This window comes from Mycobacterium barrassiae, assembly GCF_025822765.1.
GTDB classification, from domain to species: domain Bacteria; phylum Actinomycetota; class Actinomycetes; order Mycobacteriales; family Mycobacteriaceae; genus Mycobacterium; species Mycobacterium barrassiae.
In genome coordinates this window covers 611,792-629,516 of record NZ_JACKUK010000023.1, presented here as the reverse complement: position 1 = coordinate 629,516, position 17,725 = coordinate 611,792, and the positions used below count along the sequence as shown (strand labels likewise).

17 protein-coding genes are annotated in these 17,725 nt (G+C 65.1%); 13 read left to right on the top strand and 4 right to left on the bottom strand.

Annotated elements, in window-relative coordinates:
- Positions 1–795 (bottom strand): enoyl-CoA hydratase/isomerase family protein, encoded by a 795-nt coding sequence (locus H7J93_RS13390; protein ID WP_267306749.1) that lies wholly within the window; start codon positions 793–795, stop codon positions 1–3.
- Between the two features lie 104 nt (positions 796–899).
- Here H7J93_RS13390 and H7J93_RS13385 point away from each other — a divergent pair, with 104 nt between their 5' ends.
- The 4 genes from H7J93_RS13385 to H7J93_RS13370 all read left to right on the top strand — a co-directional run bounded on the left by H7J93_RS13385 (position 900) and on the right by H7J93_RS13370 (position 4,457).
- Positions 900–1,553 carry a hotdog family protein gene (locus H7J93_RS13385; RefSeq protein ID WP_267306748.1) on the top strand — a complete coding sequence of 218 codons (654 nt, stop codon included), beginning with the start codon at positions 900–902 and terminating at the stop codon, positions 1,551–1,553.
- On the top strand, positions 1,553–2,320 hold the full coding sequence (locus H7J93_RS13380) for a FadR/GntR family transcriptional regulator (protein WP_267306747.1): 768 nt from the start codon (positions 1,553–1,555) through the stop codon (positions 2,318–2,320). Before H7J93_RS13385 ends, H7J93_RS13380 begins: the two co-directional genes overlap by 1 nt.
- A gap of 10 nt (positions 2,321–2,330) precedes the next feature.
- Positions 2,331–3,203 carry an enoyl-CoA hydratase/isomerase family protein gene (locus H7J93_RS13375; protein ID WP_267306746.1) on the top strand — a complete coding sequence of 291 codons (873 nt, stop codon included), beginning with the start codon at positions 2,331–2,333 and terminating at the stop codon, positions 3,201–3,203.
- 78 nt (positions 3,204–3,281) lie between these two features.
- On the top strand, positions 3,282–4,457 hold the full coding sequence (locus H7J93_RS13370) for a thiolase family protein (protein ID WP_267306745.1): 1,176 nt from the start codon (positions 3,282–3,284) through the stop codon (positions 4,455–4,457).
- Positions 4,458–4,511: 54 nt separating this feature from the next.
- On the opposite strand, the gene H7J93_RS13365 is transcribed toward H7J93_RS13370, so the two are convergent.
- Entirely contained in the window at positions 4,512–5,243 is a 732-nt protein-coding gene (locus H7J93_RS13365) for a TetR/AcrR family transcriptional regulator (protein WP_267306744.1), read from the bottom strand.
- Positions 5,244–5,432: 189 nt separating this feature from the next.
- Between H7J93_RS13365 and H7J93_RS13360 the strand changes: the two genes are divergently transcribed.
- From H7J93_RS13360 to H7J93_RS13320, 9 genes are all read left to right on the top strand, one after another.
- Positions 5,433–6,230, top strand: coding sequence for an SDR family NAD(P)-dependent oxidoreductase (locus H7J93_RS13360; RefSeq protein WP_267306743.1), 798 nt, complete (start codon positions 5,433–5,435; stop codon positions 6,228–6,230).
- Between the two features lie 24 nt (positions 6,231–6,254).
- Positions 6,255–7,262: a dihydrodipicolinate synthase family protein gene (locus H7J93_RS13355; protein WP_267306742.1), complete on the top strand. Its 1,008-nt coding sequence runs from the start codon at positions 6,255–6,257 to the stop codon at positions 7,260–7,262.
- Between the two features lie 84 nt (positions 7,263–7,346).
- The gene (locus H7J93_RS13350; protein ID WP_372507872.1) at positions 7,347–8,252 is read left to right on the top strand and encodes an enoyl-CoA hydratase; all 906 of its coding nucleotides are present in this window, start codon (positions 7,347–7,349) and stop codon (positions 8,250–8,252) included.
- Complete coding sequence (locus H7J93_RS13345) at positions 8,249–9,457, top strand: amidohydrolase family protein (RefSeq protein WP_267306741.1); 1,209 nt, start codon at positions 8,249–8,251, stop codon at positions 9,455–9,457. The genes H7J93_RS13350 and H7J93_RS13345 overlap by 4 nt, the downstream gene beginning before the upstream one ends.
- Positions 9,458–9,459: 2 nt before the next feature.
- Positions 9,460–11,076, top strand: coding sequence for an acyl-CoA synthetase (locus tag H7J93_RS13340; RefSeq protein WP_267306740.1), 1,617 nt, complete (start codon positions 9,460–9,462; stop codon positions 11,074–11,076).
- Entirely contained in the window at positions 11,073–11,909 is an 837-nt protein-coding gene (locus tag H7J93_RS13335) for an amidohydrolase family protein (RefSeq protein ID WP_267306739.1), read from the top strand. The genes H7J93_RS13340 and H7J93_RS13335 overlap by 4 nt, the downstream gene beginning before the upstream one ends.
- A gap of 2 nt (positions 11,910–11,911) precedes the next feature.
- Entirely contained in the window at positions 11,912–12,949 is a 1,038-nt protein-coding gene (locus H7J93_RS13330; RefSeq protein WP_267306738.1) for an acyl-CoA dehydrogenase family protein, read from the top strand.
- Between the two features lie 6 nt (positions 12,950–12,955).
- Positions 12,956–14,149 (top strand): acyl-CoA dehydrogenase family protein, encoded by a 1,194-nt coding sequence (locus tag H7J93_RS13325; protein ID WP_267306737.1) that lies wholly within the window; start codon positions 12,956–12,958, stop codon positions 14,147–14,149.
- A gap of 33 nt (positions 14,150–14,182) precedes the next feature.
- Positions 14,183–15,178, top strand: a complete 996-nt coding sequence (locus H7J93_RS13320; protein ID WP_267307003.1) for an NAD-dependent epimerase/dehydratase family protein — start codon at positions 14,183–14,185, stop codon at positions 15,176–15,178.
- 32 nt (positions 15,179–15,210) lie between these two features.
- Here the strand turns inward: H7J93_RS13320 and H7J93_RS13315 are convergent, their stop codons facing one another.
- Entirely contained in the window at positions 15,211–16,440 is a 1,230-nt protein-coding gene (locus H7J93_RS13315; RefSeq protein ID WP_267307002.1) for an amidohydrolase family protein, read from the bottom strand.
- Between the two features lie 94 nt (positions 16,441–16,534).
- The gene (locus H7J93_RS13310; protein WP_267306736.1) at positions 16,535–17,683 is read right to left on the bottom strand and encodes a thiolase family protein; all 1,149 of its coding nucleotides are present in this window, start codon (positions 17,681–17,683) and stop codon (positions 16,535–16,537) included.
- Positions 17,684–17,725 lie beyond the last annotated feature (42 nt).

Sequence of the window (17,725 nt, the reverse complement as noted above, 5' to 3'; positions counted from 1 at the left end):
TCACCGGCCACCGAAGTCCGGCGTGCGCTTCTCGCGGAACGCCGCGAGTCCTTCCTTGAAATCCTTCGTACGCGACGACAATTCCAGGTTGAACAGTTCCTGGTTCATCGACTCTGGCAGCGTCGCATGCTGGCCGTAGTGGATGGCCTGCTTGGCGAGCCCGATGGCGACGGTGGGGCCGGATGCCAGTCGCGCCAGCAGTTCTGCGGCGACGTCGTCGAGTTCGTCGTCGCTCACACATTGGTGGATCAGCCCCCAGTCCGCCGCGTCTGATCCGCTGACCTTTTCTCCGAGCAGCAACATGCTCTTCGCCCGCGCCAGACCGACCAAGCGGGGCAAGAGCCACGTCGACCCCGAGTCGGGGCTGAAACCGCGGTCCAGGAACGGCTCCCAGAACACCGAATCCGGCGCTGCCACCGTGAAATCGGCGGCTAGCGCGAGGTTGCAGCCGAGTCCGGCGGCCCAACCACGCACACTGCATACGACGGGCAGTTGGATGGTATGGACGAGTTCGATCACGCGGTGCGAGCCGTGGGGGACGCGACGTACGAGATCGCCGGTGCGGGGTCGTTCGGCGGTGGTGTTGGTGGACCAGTCGACGCCCGCGCAGAAATCGGTTCCGGCGCCGCGGATGTGGACCGCTCGAAGTGAGTCGTCGCTCGCGGCTGCGGTCAGCGTGTCGACGAACGTCTTCACCATCGACGGGCTCAGTGAGTTGCGCCGAGCCGGTCGGTCGAGGGTGACGTGCAGGATGCCGTCCGCGCGTGAGGTCTTCACCGCCCCATCGTCAGCCACCGTTGCCTCCGCACTTCCCTCGCTATACGGTTAGGGATACAGTATTGCTATCTTGTACAAGTTAGCAAGGAAAGCGCCTCGACGGAACCGCCGAAAGGGGACCCATGGCCGAGGGCACACCCCGATTCGGTGAGCAGCCGCTGCCGCAGACGGTGGCCGCCGCCGGGGCGTTGCGGCGACTGACCGGGTTGTTGTTGTCACTGGAACACGGGCACCCGACCGTGGATGCCATGGTCGACCAGATCGCCGAGTGGGAACGGCAACTGGCTGCCGCGGCGCCGCCTGACCCCACACCGCGGATCGGGCCGCAGAGCACCGATTCCCAACGGGTGTATCTGGACCACGCCTTCAATGTCGGCGCCTATAACCCATGCTTTCCCGAGTACACCTTCGACCATCTCGACGCCGATACCGCGTCCGGCCGCGTCACGTTCCCCGTCGTGTACGAAGGCCCGCCGGGGTTGGTCAACGGTGGCTTTCTGGCGGTGTTCTTCGACTGCGTCACTCAACACCAGAGTTGCGCGTCGGGACGCACCGGCAAGACCCGTTCGCTGACGGTGACCTTTCGCCGTCCGACCCCGGTTCTGGTGGAGCTCGCCTTTGACGTCGCTCGCGTCGAAGCCGACGGCCGGGTCACCTCGACGGCACGCCTGCTGCTCGGCGACGAGGTGTTGTGCATCGGCGAATTCAGCACCGCCGCTTCGTCACCCGACAAACTCAGCGTCTTCGATTTCGGTCATCGGAGAGCGACCAGCTGATGACCAGCGTCCAGCGGATTCGTCAGCCGCGCGTCGCCGAGATCGTCGCATCGCGGCTGCGCGACGAGATTCTGTCCGGACGCATCAAGGAAGGCGACGTGCTCCCGTCGCAGGACGTCCTGCTCGCCGAGTTCGGCGTCAGTCCGCCCGCGCTGCGCGAGGCCATCCACATCCTCGAGACCGACGGGTTGATATCGGTGCGTCGCGGAAACATGGGCGGAGCGATCGTGCATCCGCCCTCGGCCGAGCGCACCGCGCACATGATCAGCATGGTGTTGCAGACGCGATCGGCCAAGCCCGCAGATGTCAGTCTCGCGCTGATGCATCTGGAGCCGATCTGCGCAGGTATGTGCGCCGCCCGCGAAGACCGGATGACCGAGGTCGTTCCGTATCTCGAAGCGGAAATCAAAACGCAGACAGAGCAATTCGACAACCTCTCGAGATACGTGCCCAACGCCCGTCGCTTCCACGAGGCCATCGTGTCGCGATGCGGGAACGAGCCGATGATTCTGCTGATCGGGTCGTTGGAGCTGATTTGGTCGGCACACGAATCGTCGGTGTGGAGCGACGAAGGTGATCCGATGGAACACAAGACCATGCGAGCCGCGCTGCGAGATCACCAACGGCTGCTGGACGCCATCCGCGACGGCAACGAGGCGCGTGCGGTGAAACTCGCCAAGGATCACCTAGCCGTCGCGCGGCGCAACACGCTCGCCGTCGGAGCGGACAAAACCATTGAGGCCAAACTGATTTCCAATGTCGAGTGAAGGACTTGCGATGACCACCACCGATGACCGGGTACTTTTCGACGTCGACCGTGACAAGCGCATCGCCACGATCACGCTGAACAACCCGAGCCAACGCAACTCCTACGACGCGGCGATGCGCGAGACCGTCGCCCGCTATCTCGACCAGGTGGCCGAGGACGACGATCTGACCGTGGTGCTGCTGCGCGGCGCCGAGGGTGTCTTCAGCACCGGGGCGGATATGAACAACGCGTACGGCTGGTACGGCGACAAAAATGCGCCCGAGGCCAAACGTCGCCCCAGCCAGCGGCGGCGCCTGACCGTCGACCGCAAGTCGTTCAGCTTCTACCACAACTTCATGGGGTTTCCGAAGGTCACGGTCGGCGAGATCAGCGGCTACGCGCTCGGCGGTGGCTTCGAGATGGCGTTGATGACCGACATCTCCGTGATCGGCCGCAACACCAAGATCGGTATGCCCGCGACACGGTTCCTCGGCCCCGCGCTGGGCAGTCTGCACATGTTCTTCCATCGGCTCGGACCGGTGCTGGCGCGGCGACTCCTGCTGACCGGCGACATCATCGAAGCCGGCGACGTCGAACACCTCGGTGTGTTCACCGATACCTGTGATCCGGGTTCGGTGACGGCGCGGGCGCGGTACTGGGCGGAGAAGGCCGCGAAGATGCCCGCCGACGGTGTCGTCATCGCCAAGGAGGCGTTCCGTCTCGTCGAGCAGAGTCAGGCATACCAGGGCGAGGAAGTGGCCAGCTACCTGTTCCACGCCTACGGGACGAACCTGCAGTTCGCCCCGGGTGAATTCAACTTCGTCAAGACCCGCGCCCAGCACGGCACCAAGGAGGCGTTCCGGCTGCGTGACGAGCACTTCTTCGTGCCCGAGCCGGAGTGAGTACCCTCACCTTCTGGGAACGCAACAATATCTGCTACTTTTGTAAAGTCACCTAAGCCGAAACCCGAGGTCGAAACCATGTCAACACCCGTCATCGTCGGTGCAGCCAGGACGGCCATCGGCCGTTCCTTCAAGGGGACCTTGGTCAACACCCCGCCCGAGACGCTGATCACCACCGTGCTGCCCGAGGTGATCCGCCGGTCTGGTGTGGATCCCGCCGACATCGACGACATCATCTTCGCCGAATCGCATTACGGCGGTGGCGATCTCGCGCGCTATGCCGCCGACGCCGCAGGGCTGGACCACGTTCCGGGGCAGTCGGTGAACAGGCACTGCGCCGGCAGCCTGACCGCGATCGGCAACGCAGCCGCGCAGATCGGCTCGGGTATGGAGCGGGTCCTGATCGCGGGCGGCGTCCAATCGCTGTCGATGACGCCACTGACGAACTGGCGGATCCCGGGCCCCGAGCTCAAGTTCGAGGAGCGGTGGATGCCGCCGACGCACGTCGAAACGCCCGACGCGCCTGCCAAGGACATGTCGATCACGGTCGGCTGGAACACCGCGCAGGCGGTTGGCATCACGCGCGAGGAGATGGACGAGTGGGCGGCGCGGTCGCACCAGCGCGCCGTCGCCGCGCAGGACGCCGGCAAGTTCCTCGACGAGATCATCCCGATGAAGATCCAGCAGTTCGACGGATCGGTCGTCGATTTCAGCGTCGACGAGCATCCGCGTCGCGACACCACCGTCGAGAAGCTAGCCGGTCTGAAGGTCCTGCACCCCGAGATCGAGGGCTTCTCGATCACCGCGGGCAACAGCAGCGGCACCAATGACGCCGCGGCGGGTGTCGCGCTCGTCGAACGTGCCTACGCCGAGTCGAACAACCTGTCGGTGCTGGGCACGGTGAAGGCTTGGGCGGCAGCGGGTGTCCCCGCCCGCGACTGCGGCTTGGGCGCGGTGAAGGTGATCGGCAAGGTGCTCGACCGTGCCGGCCTGAAGCCGTCGGATGTGACGTTGTGGGAGATCAACGAGGCGTTCGCGTCGGTGCCGATCGCGGCTTGCCGCGAGTACGGCCTGGACGAGGAGCTGGTCAACTTCTCCGGAAGCGGCTGCAGCCTCGGCCATCCGATCGCGGCGTCGGGCGCTCGCATGGTGACGACGCTGCTCTACGAGCTGCAGCGGCGCGGCGGCGGCATCGGTGTCGCCGCGATGTGCGCAGGCGGTGGCCAGGGCGGCGCGGTCGTCGTCGAGGTCTGATTTGTGTGCATCGAGGAGCGGTGAGCGCTCCAAAACGCACACAAATCGCACTGGTTAGCGCTTGCGCGTCGGCTTTTTGGCGCCCTTGGCGTCTTCGATCAGCCGCTCGGCGTGGTCGAGGATGCACTCGAGACCGAACTCGAAGTTCTTCTCGTCGGCCACGCCCAGGTGATGGCCTTTTTCGGTGACCAACGCGAGCAACGGCGTCGACTCGCTGTCGATCGACATGGCTTCATCGATGTCGCTGGGACCCTCGTTGGCCGCCCGGTTCTTCTCGCGCAGCCGCTGCAGCACCACCGAACCGCGTACGTGCACCGAAACCGCGGAATAGGTGTCGAACGCGTCGTCGGGCGACAGGCCCGCCTCGGTCAGACTGGCGATCGCCTTCTCCACCTCCTGGACACCGACTCGCGCCGCACGCGGACTCAGCGCCGACCGAATGAGAATCAGGTCGCACAGAATCGGGTTACCCAGGAACGTCTTTCGCATCGAGCGGGCGTGGTTGCGCAGCGTCTCGCGCCAGTCTTTCGCCTCGACGTAGGGCGTCGCGAACACGTATTGACGCAGCGCCCGGTCGGTCATCGCATTGAGCAGGTCGTCCTTCTTGCGGAAGTACCAGTAGATGCTGGTCACGCCGACCCCGAGGTGCTTACCGAGCAGCGGCATGGACAGGTTGTCGATGCCCACCTCTTCGGCCAGGTCGAACGCGCCCTTGATGATGTCGTCGGGATTGATGGACCCCCGTTCGCGCCTTGGGCGCTTCTCGGCGGTCGCCTGCCTAGCCACGGTTGGCACCTCCATCAGATCGACTGGTGGCTTGAATGTACCGGCAATTGCACGCTGATCTGCATCTTCGCAGATGTGTCGCCATTCGACCGATGCCGTGTCCACCGTTTCGGTTCTTTACTGTAAGTCCTATAGTAAGTGTTTCTAGCAGGAGAAGCGGAGGAACGCGATCCTCACGGAAGGCTCACGGTGGATCTCGGATTGAAGGGTGCGGCGGACGTCGTCGTCGGGGGCGGCCGCGGGATGGGGCTTGCTTCTGCCCGCTGCCTCGCCGAGGACGGTGCGCGGGTGGCCGTCGTCGGCAGAACGGCGACCGTACTCGACGTTGCCGCAAAGGATTTGGCCGACCGGGGCAGCCCTGATGCGCTCGGGCTCGTCGCCGACACCACTGATGCCAACCAAGTGCGACGGGTGTTCGACGAATTGGGCGCGCGGTGGGGCGGTGAACTCAACATCCTCGTCAATGCGGTCGGGCCCGAGTCCGTCGGCGCCTTCGAGGATCTCACCGACGACCAATGGCGCGCCGCGTTCGACGCCGGCGTGATGGGCATGGTGCACTGCGTGCGGTCCGCGCTGCCGCTATTGCGAAAAGCCCAGTGGGCCCGCATCGTCAACTTCTCCGCCCACTCGACGCAACGTCAGAGCGCGATTCTGCCGGCCTACACCGCTGCCAAGGCGGCGGTGACAAGCATCTCGAAGAACCTCTCGCTGGTTCTGGCCAAGGACGAGATCATGGTCAACGTCGTCTCGCCGGGCAGCATAGCGTCGGAGGCGCTGATCGGCTGGGCCGCCACGGTCGGCGTGGACGGCAATGATCCCTACGCGTTGATGTCGGCGATCGACGAGCACTTCGGGCATCCCGCACACCTCCCGCGCGCGGGTCTTCCCGACGAAATGGGTCCCGTCGTGGCGTTTCTCGCGTCTCGGCGAAATTCGTACATGACTGGTGCCAACATCAATGTCGACGGCGGTAGCGACTTCACCTAGCGGTTTCACCTGGAGGAGGCGGCAGTGGCGACGGCCAAAGAGGCGCGTGAGTGGGCCCGCACCAACCTGCGCGGCATCGGCAATTCGCTCTACACGCCGTTCTGCGGCAGGGACGGCGACGACATCGACTGGGACGCCTACCGGACGTTGGTGCGCTACTGCGTCGGCGAGTTGCGTCACCCAATGCTCTGGTGCACCAGCGGGATCGCGGAGTTCTGGTCGTTGACCATGGATGAGCGAAAGCGGTTGTTGGAGGTCGCGATCGAGGAGGGCCAGGCGGCCGATCCCAATGTCGTGGTGCAGGCCTGCACTGCGGCCATGTCGGCGAAGGACTGTCTTGAACTGACGTTGCACGCCCAGGATGCCGGGGCCGACATCGCCTACATCCAGACGCCGATGATGGAAGCCCATGGCGGCGAAGGCGTCCTGAGGTTCTTCAAGTACGTCGCCGGGCGCAGCGATATCGCACTGGGAATGTTCAACTCGCCCTCCTCTGGATACGTGTTGACGCCCGCGGAGGGCGCGCGGATCTACGAAGAGGTCCCGGCGGTGTGCGCGACGAAAGAGGGCGCCTTCCGGCCCATGGCCAGCCGACTGCTGCACGACCTCGCGCCGGATCTGACGATCTGGGAATGCGATACGACGGTCTACCGCGCGGGCTGGCTACGCGCGGGCATCGTCGGGCCCGCACAACTGGGCACGTCGGGCTACCTGTACGAAACCCCGCAACACCCTGTGCTCTCCGAATACTGGGAGCTGGTGTGGAGCGACAAGCTGTCCGAGGCGATGGATTACGCCGAGAAGTCCGGCATGGACCAGTTCGGCGTCGACATGCGCTCGTGGTTCACGTGTTACCCGGGCCGGGCCGACTATTTCACCCATTGGGGCGGCGCGTTCAAGTACGCCGCGTCGGTGCTCGGGTTGCCCATCGGGTCATATCCCCATTCGCGGCCCCCGCAGGCCGAGCTACCACGGGAGGCGAAAGACACCATCGACGCTGCGTATCGGCGGTACGGACTGGTCGCGGGCTGAGTCGCCAGACGGTTGCGGAAGACGCTACCGATAGGTGTACAGTATGGACATACATCCAGTTCGAACGCCTGAGGAGGCTGACGGGTGAGCGTTGGAGACCGCATCGTCGACTCCGAGGCCGACTCCGAGGCCGACTCCGAGGCCGCCGGGCCGGACGAACCGGTGCTCTACGAGGTCCTCGACACCGGCGTCGCGGTTCTCACGCTCAACAGGCCCGACCGGATGAACGGCTGGGGCGGTGGCCTCGCGACCGCGTTCTACCTGTATCTCGACGCCGCGGAGGCCGATCCCGACGTCCGGGTCATCGTGGTGACCGGGAAGGGCCGTGCGTTTTGCGCAGGCGCTGACATGGGCGACCTCACATCGATCAGCGCCACCACCGTCAACGCCGCCGCGGACACCGACGTAGGCAAGCTCGTCGGTGCGCGTCATCCGCACTTCACCACGTCGATGCGCAAACCCGTCATCGCGGCGATCAATGGCGCGTGTGCCGGTATGGGCCTAACGATGGCGCTGATGTGCGACGTACGGTTCGCCGCCGACGGCGCGAAGTTCACCACGTCGTTCGCCCGCCGCGGTCTGATCGCGGAGTACGGGATCTCGTGGATCCTGCCGCGCATCGTCGGGCAGGGGGTCGCGCTGGATCTACTGCTGTCCGGGCGGGTGTTCCTGGCCGACGAGGCACAGCAACTGGGTCTGGTCAAAGAGGTCGTCGCACTTGACGAACTGCTGCCGCGCGCGATCGCTTACGCGGAGGACATCGCCGCCAACTGTGCGCCCAACTCGCTGGCGGTGATCAAACAACAGGTGTACGCAGACACCATGCGCGACGTTTTCGTTGCCAGCGACGATGCCGAGAAGTTGATGCACGAATCGATGCAGCGCCCCGATTTCATCGAGGGCATCACGAGCTTTTTCGAGAAGCGCCCGCCGAACTTTCCGCCGGTCCAAGGGCCGGCCCAAGGACTTCCGAAAGGACAGGACTCATGACTTTGGACTACATGGCCATCGACGTCGACAACCATTACTACGAGCCGCTGGACGCCTTTACCCGGCACCTGCCCAAGGAGTTCCGCAGCCGCGGCGTGCAGATGCTCACCGACGGAAAGCGCACCTACGCGGTGTTCGGTGGGGTGATCAACCACTTCATTCCGAACCCGACCTTCGACCCGATCATCGAACCCGGCTGCCTGGACCTGCTATTCCGAGGCGAGATCCCCGAGGGCGTCGATCCGGCGTCGCTGATGAAGGTCGACCGCCTGGCCGACCATCCCGAGTACCAGAACCGCGACGCCCGCGTGAAGATCCTCGACAAGCAGAACCTCGAAACCGTGTTCATGCTGCCGACTTTCGCGTGCGGTGTCGAAGAGGGCCTCAAGCATGACATCCCGGCCACCATGGCCTCGGTCCACGCCTTCAACCAGTGGCTCGACGATGACTGGGGATTCGACAGGCCCGATCACCGCATCATCGCCGCGCCGATCATCTCGCTGGCCGACCCCGAGAAGGCCATCGAGGAGGTCGAGTTCGTCCTGGAAAGGGGCGCGAAACTTGTGTGCGTGCGGCCGGCACCGGTGCCGGGTGAGGTGAGGCCCCGCTCGCTCGGCGATCCGGTGCACGACCCGGTATGGGCCCGTCTGGCCGAGGCTGGAGTTCCGGTGGTCTTTCACCTGTCCGACTCCGGCTACATGGCGATCCCCGCACTGTGGGGCGGCAGCGGTGTGTTCAAGGGCTTCGGTAAGCGCGACCCGCTCGACATGGTGATCATGGACGACCGCGCTATCCACGACACCATTGCCGCGATGATCGTCCATCAGGTGTTCACCCGGCACCCGAAGCTCAGAGTGGTCAGCATCGAGAACGGTTCCTACTTCGTTTATCGGCTCATCAAGCGGCTCAAGAAGTCCGCCAACAACGCGCCGTACCACTACAAGGAGGATCCGGTCGAGCAGCTGCGCAACAACGTCTGGATTGCGCCGTACTACGAGGACGACGTGAAGCTGCTGGCCGACACCATCGGCGTGGACAAGATCCTGTTTGGGTCGGACTGGCCACACGGAGAGGGGTTGGCGGATCCCACGTCGTTCACCGCCGACATCCCGCAATTCCCAGAATTCAGCCACGAGGACACCCGGAAGGTCATGCGCGACAACGCACTCGAGCTGCTTGGTGCGAACGTGACGGCCTCCGCCTAGTCATGGGGGAATGGACCATCGGGGCGGTGCTCGACGCCATCGCCGACGCCGCACCCGACCGGTTGATGACCATCTGCGGCTCGCGGCGCAGCACGTTCTCCGAGTCTGCGGAGCGCACCCGCCGACTGGCCAATTTCCTTGCCGGACAGGGATTGGGCGCACACCGGGAACGCGCTGAACTCGCGAACTGGGAGTGCGGTCAGGACCGCGTCGCGCTGGTCATGCACAACGATCTCTATCCCGACATGGTGATCGGATCGCTGAAGGCGCGGACCGTGCCGGTGAATGTGAACTACAACTACGCGCCGCGCGAGGTGGCCGAACTCCTGGACTACCTGCGGCCACGGGCGGTGATCTACCACCGCTCGCTCGGTCCGAAGTTCGCCGACGTGCTTCCGCCCGCCACCGCCGACGTGCTGATCGCGGTCGACGACGGCGGCACAGAGCCGTTGTTACCGGGTGCCATCAGCCTGGAAGAGGCGCTGGCACTAGGCGATACGGATCACGACATCACACCGTCGCCCGACGATGTGATGATGGTGTGCACCGGCGGGACGACAGGCCGCCCCAAGGGCGTCATGTGGCGGCAGAGCGACACGTACGTGGTGTCGATGAACGGCGCCGACCACGAGTCCGTCGACGAGATTCACGCCAAGCTCGGATTCGAGGGTCAACCGTGGTTCGCCGTATCGCCGCTGATGCATGCCGCAGGCATGTGGACGGCGTTCGCCGGGCTCCTCAACGGGCTGCCGATAGTCCTCTACGACAAGACACGCTTCGACCCGCGCGCGGTGCTCGAGACCGCGGAGCGTGAGGAGGTCGGCATGATGACGATGGTCGGCGACGCCTACGCGGGACCGCTGGTCGACGAACTCCGCAGCGGCAACTACGACCTGTCATCGATGTACGCGATCGGCACCGGCGGAGCGGCCACCAATCCGAAACATCAACAGGCGCTTCTCGAACTGCTGCCGCAGATTACGCTGATCAACGGCTACGGATCGTCGGAGACCGGAAACGTCGGCTTCGGTCGCAGCCAGGTCGGGGAGCAGAAGGACACGTTCGTCCTTCGGGAAGGCGCGCTCGTCCTTTCCGAGGACTACAGTCGCTTCCTCGAACCGGGGGAGCCCGAGGTCGGCTTCGTGGCGCGTGCGGGGCGCATCCCGCTCGGCTATTTCGACGACGAGGCCGCCACCCGCAAGACGTTTCCCGTCGTCGACGGGCGACGCGTCGTGATCTCCGGGGACCGCGGCTCGCTCGCGCCCGACGGCACGTTGCGGTTGTTCGGCCGGGACTCGCTTGTCGTCAACACCGGCGGCGAGAAGGTGTTCGTCGAAGAGGTCGAGGAAGTGTTGCGCGCATACGCCGGCGTGGCTGACGCATTGGTGGTCGGACGACCCAGTGAGCGCTGGGGTGAAGAGCTGGTCGCCCTTGTCGCGCTGCAACCAGGTGTTGATATCACCGCTGAACAGATGCACGACCAGTGCACCTCGCAACTCGCGCGGTTCAAGGCGCCGAAGGAGTTCATCATCGTCGACCAGGTACGCCGACTCGGTAACGGAAAACCGGACTACCGCTGGGCGAAAACCACTGCGGCGCAAGAGGCATCACTGACATGAGCCACAAAGCGATTGATTGTCTGGTCAACGTCCACTTCGGCGAGACCGAGAAGCAGCCCGAGTTCATGCTCAAGGTGCGCGACGACTACTTCAAGGGCCCGCAGTCGCTCTACGACCAGGTCGAGCTGCCCCAGCTGCTCGAGGAGATGGAGGAGCGCGGCGTCGAGAAGGCCATCCTGATGGACAGCATCGCCAAACCATCGGTGACGGCCCGCAAGTTCGTCGACCAGCGACCCGACAAGTTCGCACTCGCCATGGGTGGTGTCAACCTGCTGCGGCCGATGCCCTCGCTGCGCGAGCTCAGCGCCGTCGTGCGCGACCTGCCGGTCGCCTACACCGCAGTGGGACCGAGCTTTTGGGGCGACGGCCAGTACCCGCCGAGCGACGCCGTCTACTACCCGCTGTACACCAAATGCGCGGAGATCGGGCTGCCGTTGTGCATCAACACCGGCCTGCCGGGACCGCCCATTCCCGGTGAGGCGCAGAACCCGATCCACCTCGACCGCGTCTGTGTGCGGTTCCCGGAACTGAAGCTCTGCATGATCCACGGCGCCGACCCGTGGTGGGATGTCGCGATCCGCCTGTTGATCAAGTACAAGAACCTGCGCCTGATGACGTCGGCGTGGTCGCCCAAGCGACTGCCGGAGAGCCTGCTGCACTACATGCGCACCCGCGGACCGGACAAGGTGATCTTCGCCTCCGACTGGCCGGTGCTGAGGATGCACCGTGTGGTGCCAGAAGCTTTGGCGCTGGACCTGCCTGCCGACGTACTCGACAACTACCTCTTCAACAACGCGAATGACTTCTTCTTCGGCCCTCGAGAGGAGCTGTGACGATGGACCGTTACGAACTGCGGAGGCTGGACTACAGCCTCTCCGAGGACCACGAGGCGGTGCAGTCGGCCTATCGGGAGTTCTTCAAGACGCACTGCCCGATCGAGACCGTGCGCGCCGCCGAGGAATCCGGATTCGACAAGAGCCTGTGGGAACGCCTGTGCGCCATGGGTGCAACGAGCATGGCGTTGCCCGAGTCCAGCGGCGGTGACGGGGCCACGCTCGTCGACTTGACGCTGGTGGCCGAGGAACTCGGTCGGGCGCTGGGCCCGGTCCCGTGGATCGACCACGTGTGCGCGGCGCGACTGCTGGGGCGGCTCGGCACCGTCGAGCCGGATGTCGTCAACGGCAAGCAACTGGTGGCGATCGATCCCCAACACGACAACGTGTCGGGCGTCCGGCTGATCCCGACCGGGTCGATCGCCGACCACATCATCGTGCGTGACGGTGACGACGTCGTGCGGCTGACGTTCGGGACCAGGCCGGTCAAGGTCGACAACATCGGTAAGCTGCCGATGGCCTGGGTCGATCCCGCCACCGCCGACGACCGCACCGTGCTGGGCAGCGGTCCGCAGGCGTTGGCCGAATATCAACGGGCACTGGATGAATGGCGGGTACTGACCGCCGCGGCGTTGGTCGGCCTGGTCGAGGAGACGATGACCATCGCTGCGGAGTTCGCCAAGACCCGCTACACGCTCGGCGTCCCGATCTCGACGTTGCAGGGTATCTCGCATCCTCTGGCCAACATCGCCATCACCGTGCAGGCGGGACGGAACCTGGCGCGGCGGGCCGCGTGGTTTCTCGACAACGAACCCGACGAGCGCCCGGAACTGGCGCCATCGGCGTTCGTGTTCATGGCCGAAGAAGCGTCGAAGGCCGCGACGATGGCGGTACACGTTCAGGGCGGGCTCGGTGTTTCGGCGGAGGCCGCCGCCACCGCTTACTTGGTGCGTGCGCGGGGCTGGGCGCTGGCCGGCGGCGATCCCGGGGTCACCGCGAAGTACATCGCTGAGATCGTCTCCGCTCGGGAAAGCAGGTAATTCGCAATGGATTTCTCACGGGTCGAACTCTCCGACGACGATCAGGACTTCCTCGACGAGGTGCGCACGTTCCTGCGTACCCACGTCACCGAGGAGGTCATCCGCCGCGACCGCGAGACGGGCGACAACTTCGACGAGGGTGTGCATTTGGCGCTCGGTGCGGCGGGTTATCTGGAAAAGGAGTGGAAGCCGGAGTCCGAGGGCGGCTTCAACCGTCTCCGCAATCGCATCTGGCAGTTGGAGAAGCGGCGGGCGCACGTTCCGTGGGTCACCTCGGGCACCACCGCAATGATCGCGCGGTCGGTCGAGAAGTTCGGCTCGCCGGAACTGAAAGCCGAAGTGATGCCAGGGGTTTACAGTGGCCACGTCCGACTGTGCCTCGGGTACACCGAACCAGAGGGCGGCTCTGACGTCGCCACCTGCAAGACCCGTGCGGTGCGCGACGGCGACGGGTGGGTGATCAACGGTTCGAAGATGTTCACCACCGGTGCGCACAACTGCCAGTACGTGTTCCTGATCACCAACACCGACCCCACCGCGCCGAAACACAAGAGCCTGACCATGTTTCTGGTCCCGCTCGATTCGCCGGGCATCGAGATCCAGGGCGTCCGCACCGTCGACGGTGACCGCACGAACATCGTCTACTACAGCGACGTGCGCGTCGACGACAAGTATCGACTGGGTGAGGTGAACGACGGCTGGACCGTGGTGCGCGAGCCCCTCAACGTCGAGCACGGTGCGGTGGAGGCCGCTAAGGACGGTCTGCAGGACGTCTCGATCATGATGCATCAGGCCGGATTCATGGCCGCCGCCGTGGACAAGGCCGCCGCCAAGGTCGCCGAGGTACGTCCCGACGGTCGCCGCCTGATCGACGACGGCGCCGTCGCGTACCGCCTCGGCCGAAGCGTCGCCCGGATGGAGGCGGCGCTCAGCGCGACAAGTATCTTCGGCCGCGTGGCGCTCGCCCAGACCATGCGCGACATCTCGCCGGACCTGATGGACCTCCTTGGCACGGCCGCGTCGCTGCCCATCGGCACCGACGGTGCCGCCGACGACGGCGCCGCGGAGTACGTGTACCGCTTCGCGCCGCTGGTCGGCATCTACGGCGGCACCCTCGAGGTGTTCCGGAACATGATCGCGCAGTACGTGCTTGGTCTCGGTAAGCCGGCGTACGCACCCGTCGCGAAGAAGGCGTCGTAGTTGGCATCGCCGACACGGCGCACGTCGTTGGTGATGGGGGCCAGCGGGTTCGTCGGATCGCACGTGGTGCGAAAGCTCGTCGAACGCGGCGACGACGTGCGGGTGTCTCTACGGAAGTCCAGCCTGACGGTGGCGATCGACGACCTCGACGTCGAACGTCACTACGGCGACCTGAATGACGAAGCGGCACTGCGGGCGGCGATGTCCGGCTGCGACGTGGTGTTCTACTGCATCGTGGATACGCGCTTCTACCTGCGCGATCCATCCCCGTTGTTCGAGACCAACGTCGAAAGCCTGCGTCGCGTGCTCGACGTCGCCGTCGATGCGGACCTTCATCGATTCGTCTTCTGCAGCACCATCGGAACGATCGCGCTCGGTGATGGCCGTACGCCGGTGACCGAGGACATGCCGTTCGACTGGGCGGGCAAGGGCGGCCCCTACATCGAGTCTCGCCGTGCGGCAGAGGATCTGGTGTTGCGTTATGCGCGAGAGCGGGCGCTGCCCGCCGTCGCGATGTGCGTCTCCAATCCGTACGGTCCTCGCGACTGGCAGCCGACCCAGGGGCTGATGGTGCAGTACGCGGCGCTCGGCAAGATGCCCGCCTACATCAAGGGAGTGTTCACCGAGGTCGTCGGCGTAGAGGATGTGGCCGACGCGTTCCTGCTGGCCGGTGAACGTGGCGGCATCGGGGAGCGCTACATCATCTCCGAGACCTACATGTCGATGCGCGAGATGTTGGAGACGGCGGCAATCGCGGTCGGAGCCAAGCCGCCGCGGTTCGGCGTGCCGCTCGCCGCCGCGTACGCCTTCGGCGGGGCATTGTCGGTGGCGAGCCGACTGCTACGACGCGACCTGCCGATGAACGTGACCGGGGTGCGGCTGCTGCACATCATGTCGGAGGCCGACAACGGAAAAGCCAGGCGCGAACTCGGATGGCAGCCCCGTCCGGCCGCCGAGTCGATACGCAAGGCCGCCCAGTTCTATGTCGAGCAGACCGACGGACAGGTTGCGGCCCGCATACTGCGCTGACACCATCGGCGCAAGGCAAGAGCACCGGCCTGTCAGGCGTTCGTCAGTGCGGGTGGCTTGACCGCGTCAGGGTCCGGGTTGGCGATCGGCAGTCCCATGAACCGCCGCGCGTTGTCGCCCATGAAGTCGTACGTGCGCCGCACATCCATGCCCTCGGCGTACTTCCAGAATCCTTTGGGCTCCGCCAGTCCCTCGGGATGCGGATAGTCGGAACCGAACAGCACCTTGTCCCAGCCGACGGTGTTCACGACGTCGGAGACACAGCCCTCCCAGAACGGGCTGACCCAGATGTTGCGGCGGAACACGTCGTGCGGATGCTCCGGGAAGTTCTGCGGCATCTTCTTGTAGAGCTCGTCGAAGTCATTGAACAACGGGAAGATCCACGAGCTACCGTTCTCGACACTGGCGATACGCAGCTTCGGAAAGCGGGTCAACGTGCCGTGGCAGATCAGCGCGGTGATCATGTCGGCGATCTCCCGGTGGCCGAGCACCATCCATCGGAATGCGCTCTGGGCCATGAAGTTCTGCGTATACGGCGGCTCCCACTTGCCGACGTAGTCGTCGAGCGGGGGATAGCTGGCGTGGAGCACGACGGGAAGACCAGCGGCCTCGACGTCACGCCAGAACGGGTCGAACTCGGGTAACGCCGGTGACCGCCAGCCCCGGATGCCGTTGACCGGGCCGGGTTTGATCAGCACCACCTTGACGCCGTTGTCCAGCAGATACTCGAGTTCGCGCTGGGCGCCGTCGACCTCAGAGAGGTTGATGATGGGCGTCGAGAACACGCGGTTCTCGTAGTTGAACGTCCACTGCTCCAGCATCCACTGGTTCAGCGCATGGATGACGGCCAGCGACAGCTCGGGGTCGTCCGCGGTCGCGTGCTCGATGAGGCTGGCCAGCGTCGGGTAGTTCAACGCCTCGACGACACCCTGACGATCGAGTTCGGCCACCCGGTCCACGGGGTTGCGGGTCGCGGCGGGCGCTTCGATCGCCGGCCCCTGCATCTCGCGAAGTGTGAGGCCTTCTGTGTTCTCGCCTGCGAAGAACTTCTCGTGTGCGCCAGGCGCAGCGACACGTTCGAACGTCGGGTTGGGGATGAAGTCGTTGACCCTGTTGTTGATCACGATCCGGGTGTGCCGGCCGAGCTGCGCGAATTGCACAGCACGCGAGTACTTCTCGGGCAGATACTTGGTCAGCGACTCCGGAGTCTCGTACATGTGCTGGTCGGCGTCGAAGATCGGCGCCTCGGTGAACTGTGTCATGGACATGAGTTGGGTTACCCTTCTCCGGCGAGCAGACGTTAAAACCCCTTAAATGGACCGATTTTGGGGGAGTTCGCGTCTGCTCGGCGATGTGCTAGAGCGTGAGGATCGTCGCCGCCGCGGTGCCGGGGGCACCGTAGAGCTGAGCGAAGCCGACCTTGGGTTCACCGGGCACCTGCCGGTCGCCGGCCTCGCCGCGGAGTTGGCGCACCAACTCGTGGATCTGACGCAGACCCGACGCGCCGATGGGTTCGCCGTTGGCGATCAGCCCGCCGTCGGTGTTGATGGGCAGCGCACCGTGGATCTCAGTGGCGCCGTCGGCGAGCAGCTTCTCCTGGTCGCCATCGGCGCAGAACCCGCACTCCGCCATGTGGATGATCTCGGCGCCGGCGTCGGTGTCCTGCAGTTGGATCACATCGACGTCCTCCGGTGCGACCCCGGCCTTTTCGAACGCGGACCTGGCGGCGTAGACCGTGGGCGCCACGTCCTCCTCGACCGGTGCGAACGTCGTGTTGACCTCGTAGGCGCCGTATCGACGCGTCCGAACCTCGACCGCCTTGAGATACACCGGTTTCTTGCTGTACTTGTGTGCGATGTCGGCGCGACACATGACCACGGCGGCCGCGCCCTCGTCGGGTGCGCAGAACATGTACTGGGTCAGGGGATAGTTCAGCACCGGCGAGTTGAGGATGTCTTCCTCAGGAATGGGCTTGCGGCGGAACGCATTCGGGTTCAGCGCGCCGTTGCGGAAATTCTTGGCCGCGACCTTGGCCAGCGTCTCCTGCGAGATGCCGTGGTCGTGCAGGTACTTGTTCGCCTTCATGCCGAAGAACTGCGTGGTGAGGTACTGGCCGTTCTCGGCGTACCAGCGGGGCATGCCCACCAGCGCCGGGTCTTCGGTGAAAGCGCCCCGCGGGTGCTTGTCCAACCCGACCGCGATGCCGATGTCGTAGTCGCCGAGCCGGATGCCGTCGGCGCAGGCCTTGGCGGCACTCGCGGCGGTGGCGCACGCGTTGAACACATTCGTGAACGGGATACCGGACAGACCGACCATCCCGACGATGGCGTCGGGGTTCGCGACCGTCCAGCTGCCGCCGGTGGCCGCCTGGATGTCTTTCCACTCCACCCCGGCGTCGGCGACCGCGGCGAAGATGGCGTCGACGCCCATCTCCATCGCCGACTTACCCTCGAAGCGGCCGAACGGGTGCAGTCCGACACCGATGATGGCGACGTCGTTGGTCATGTGCGAGGCCTTTCCTCCCTAGTCGGGCCATCAGGCTATCCC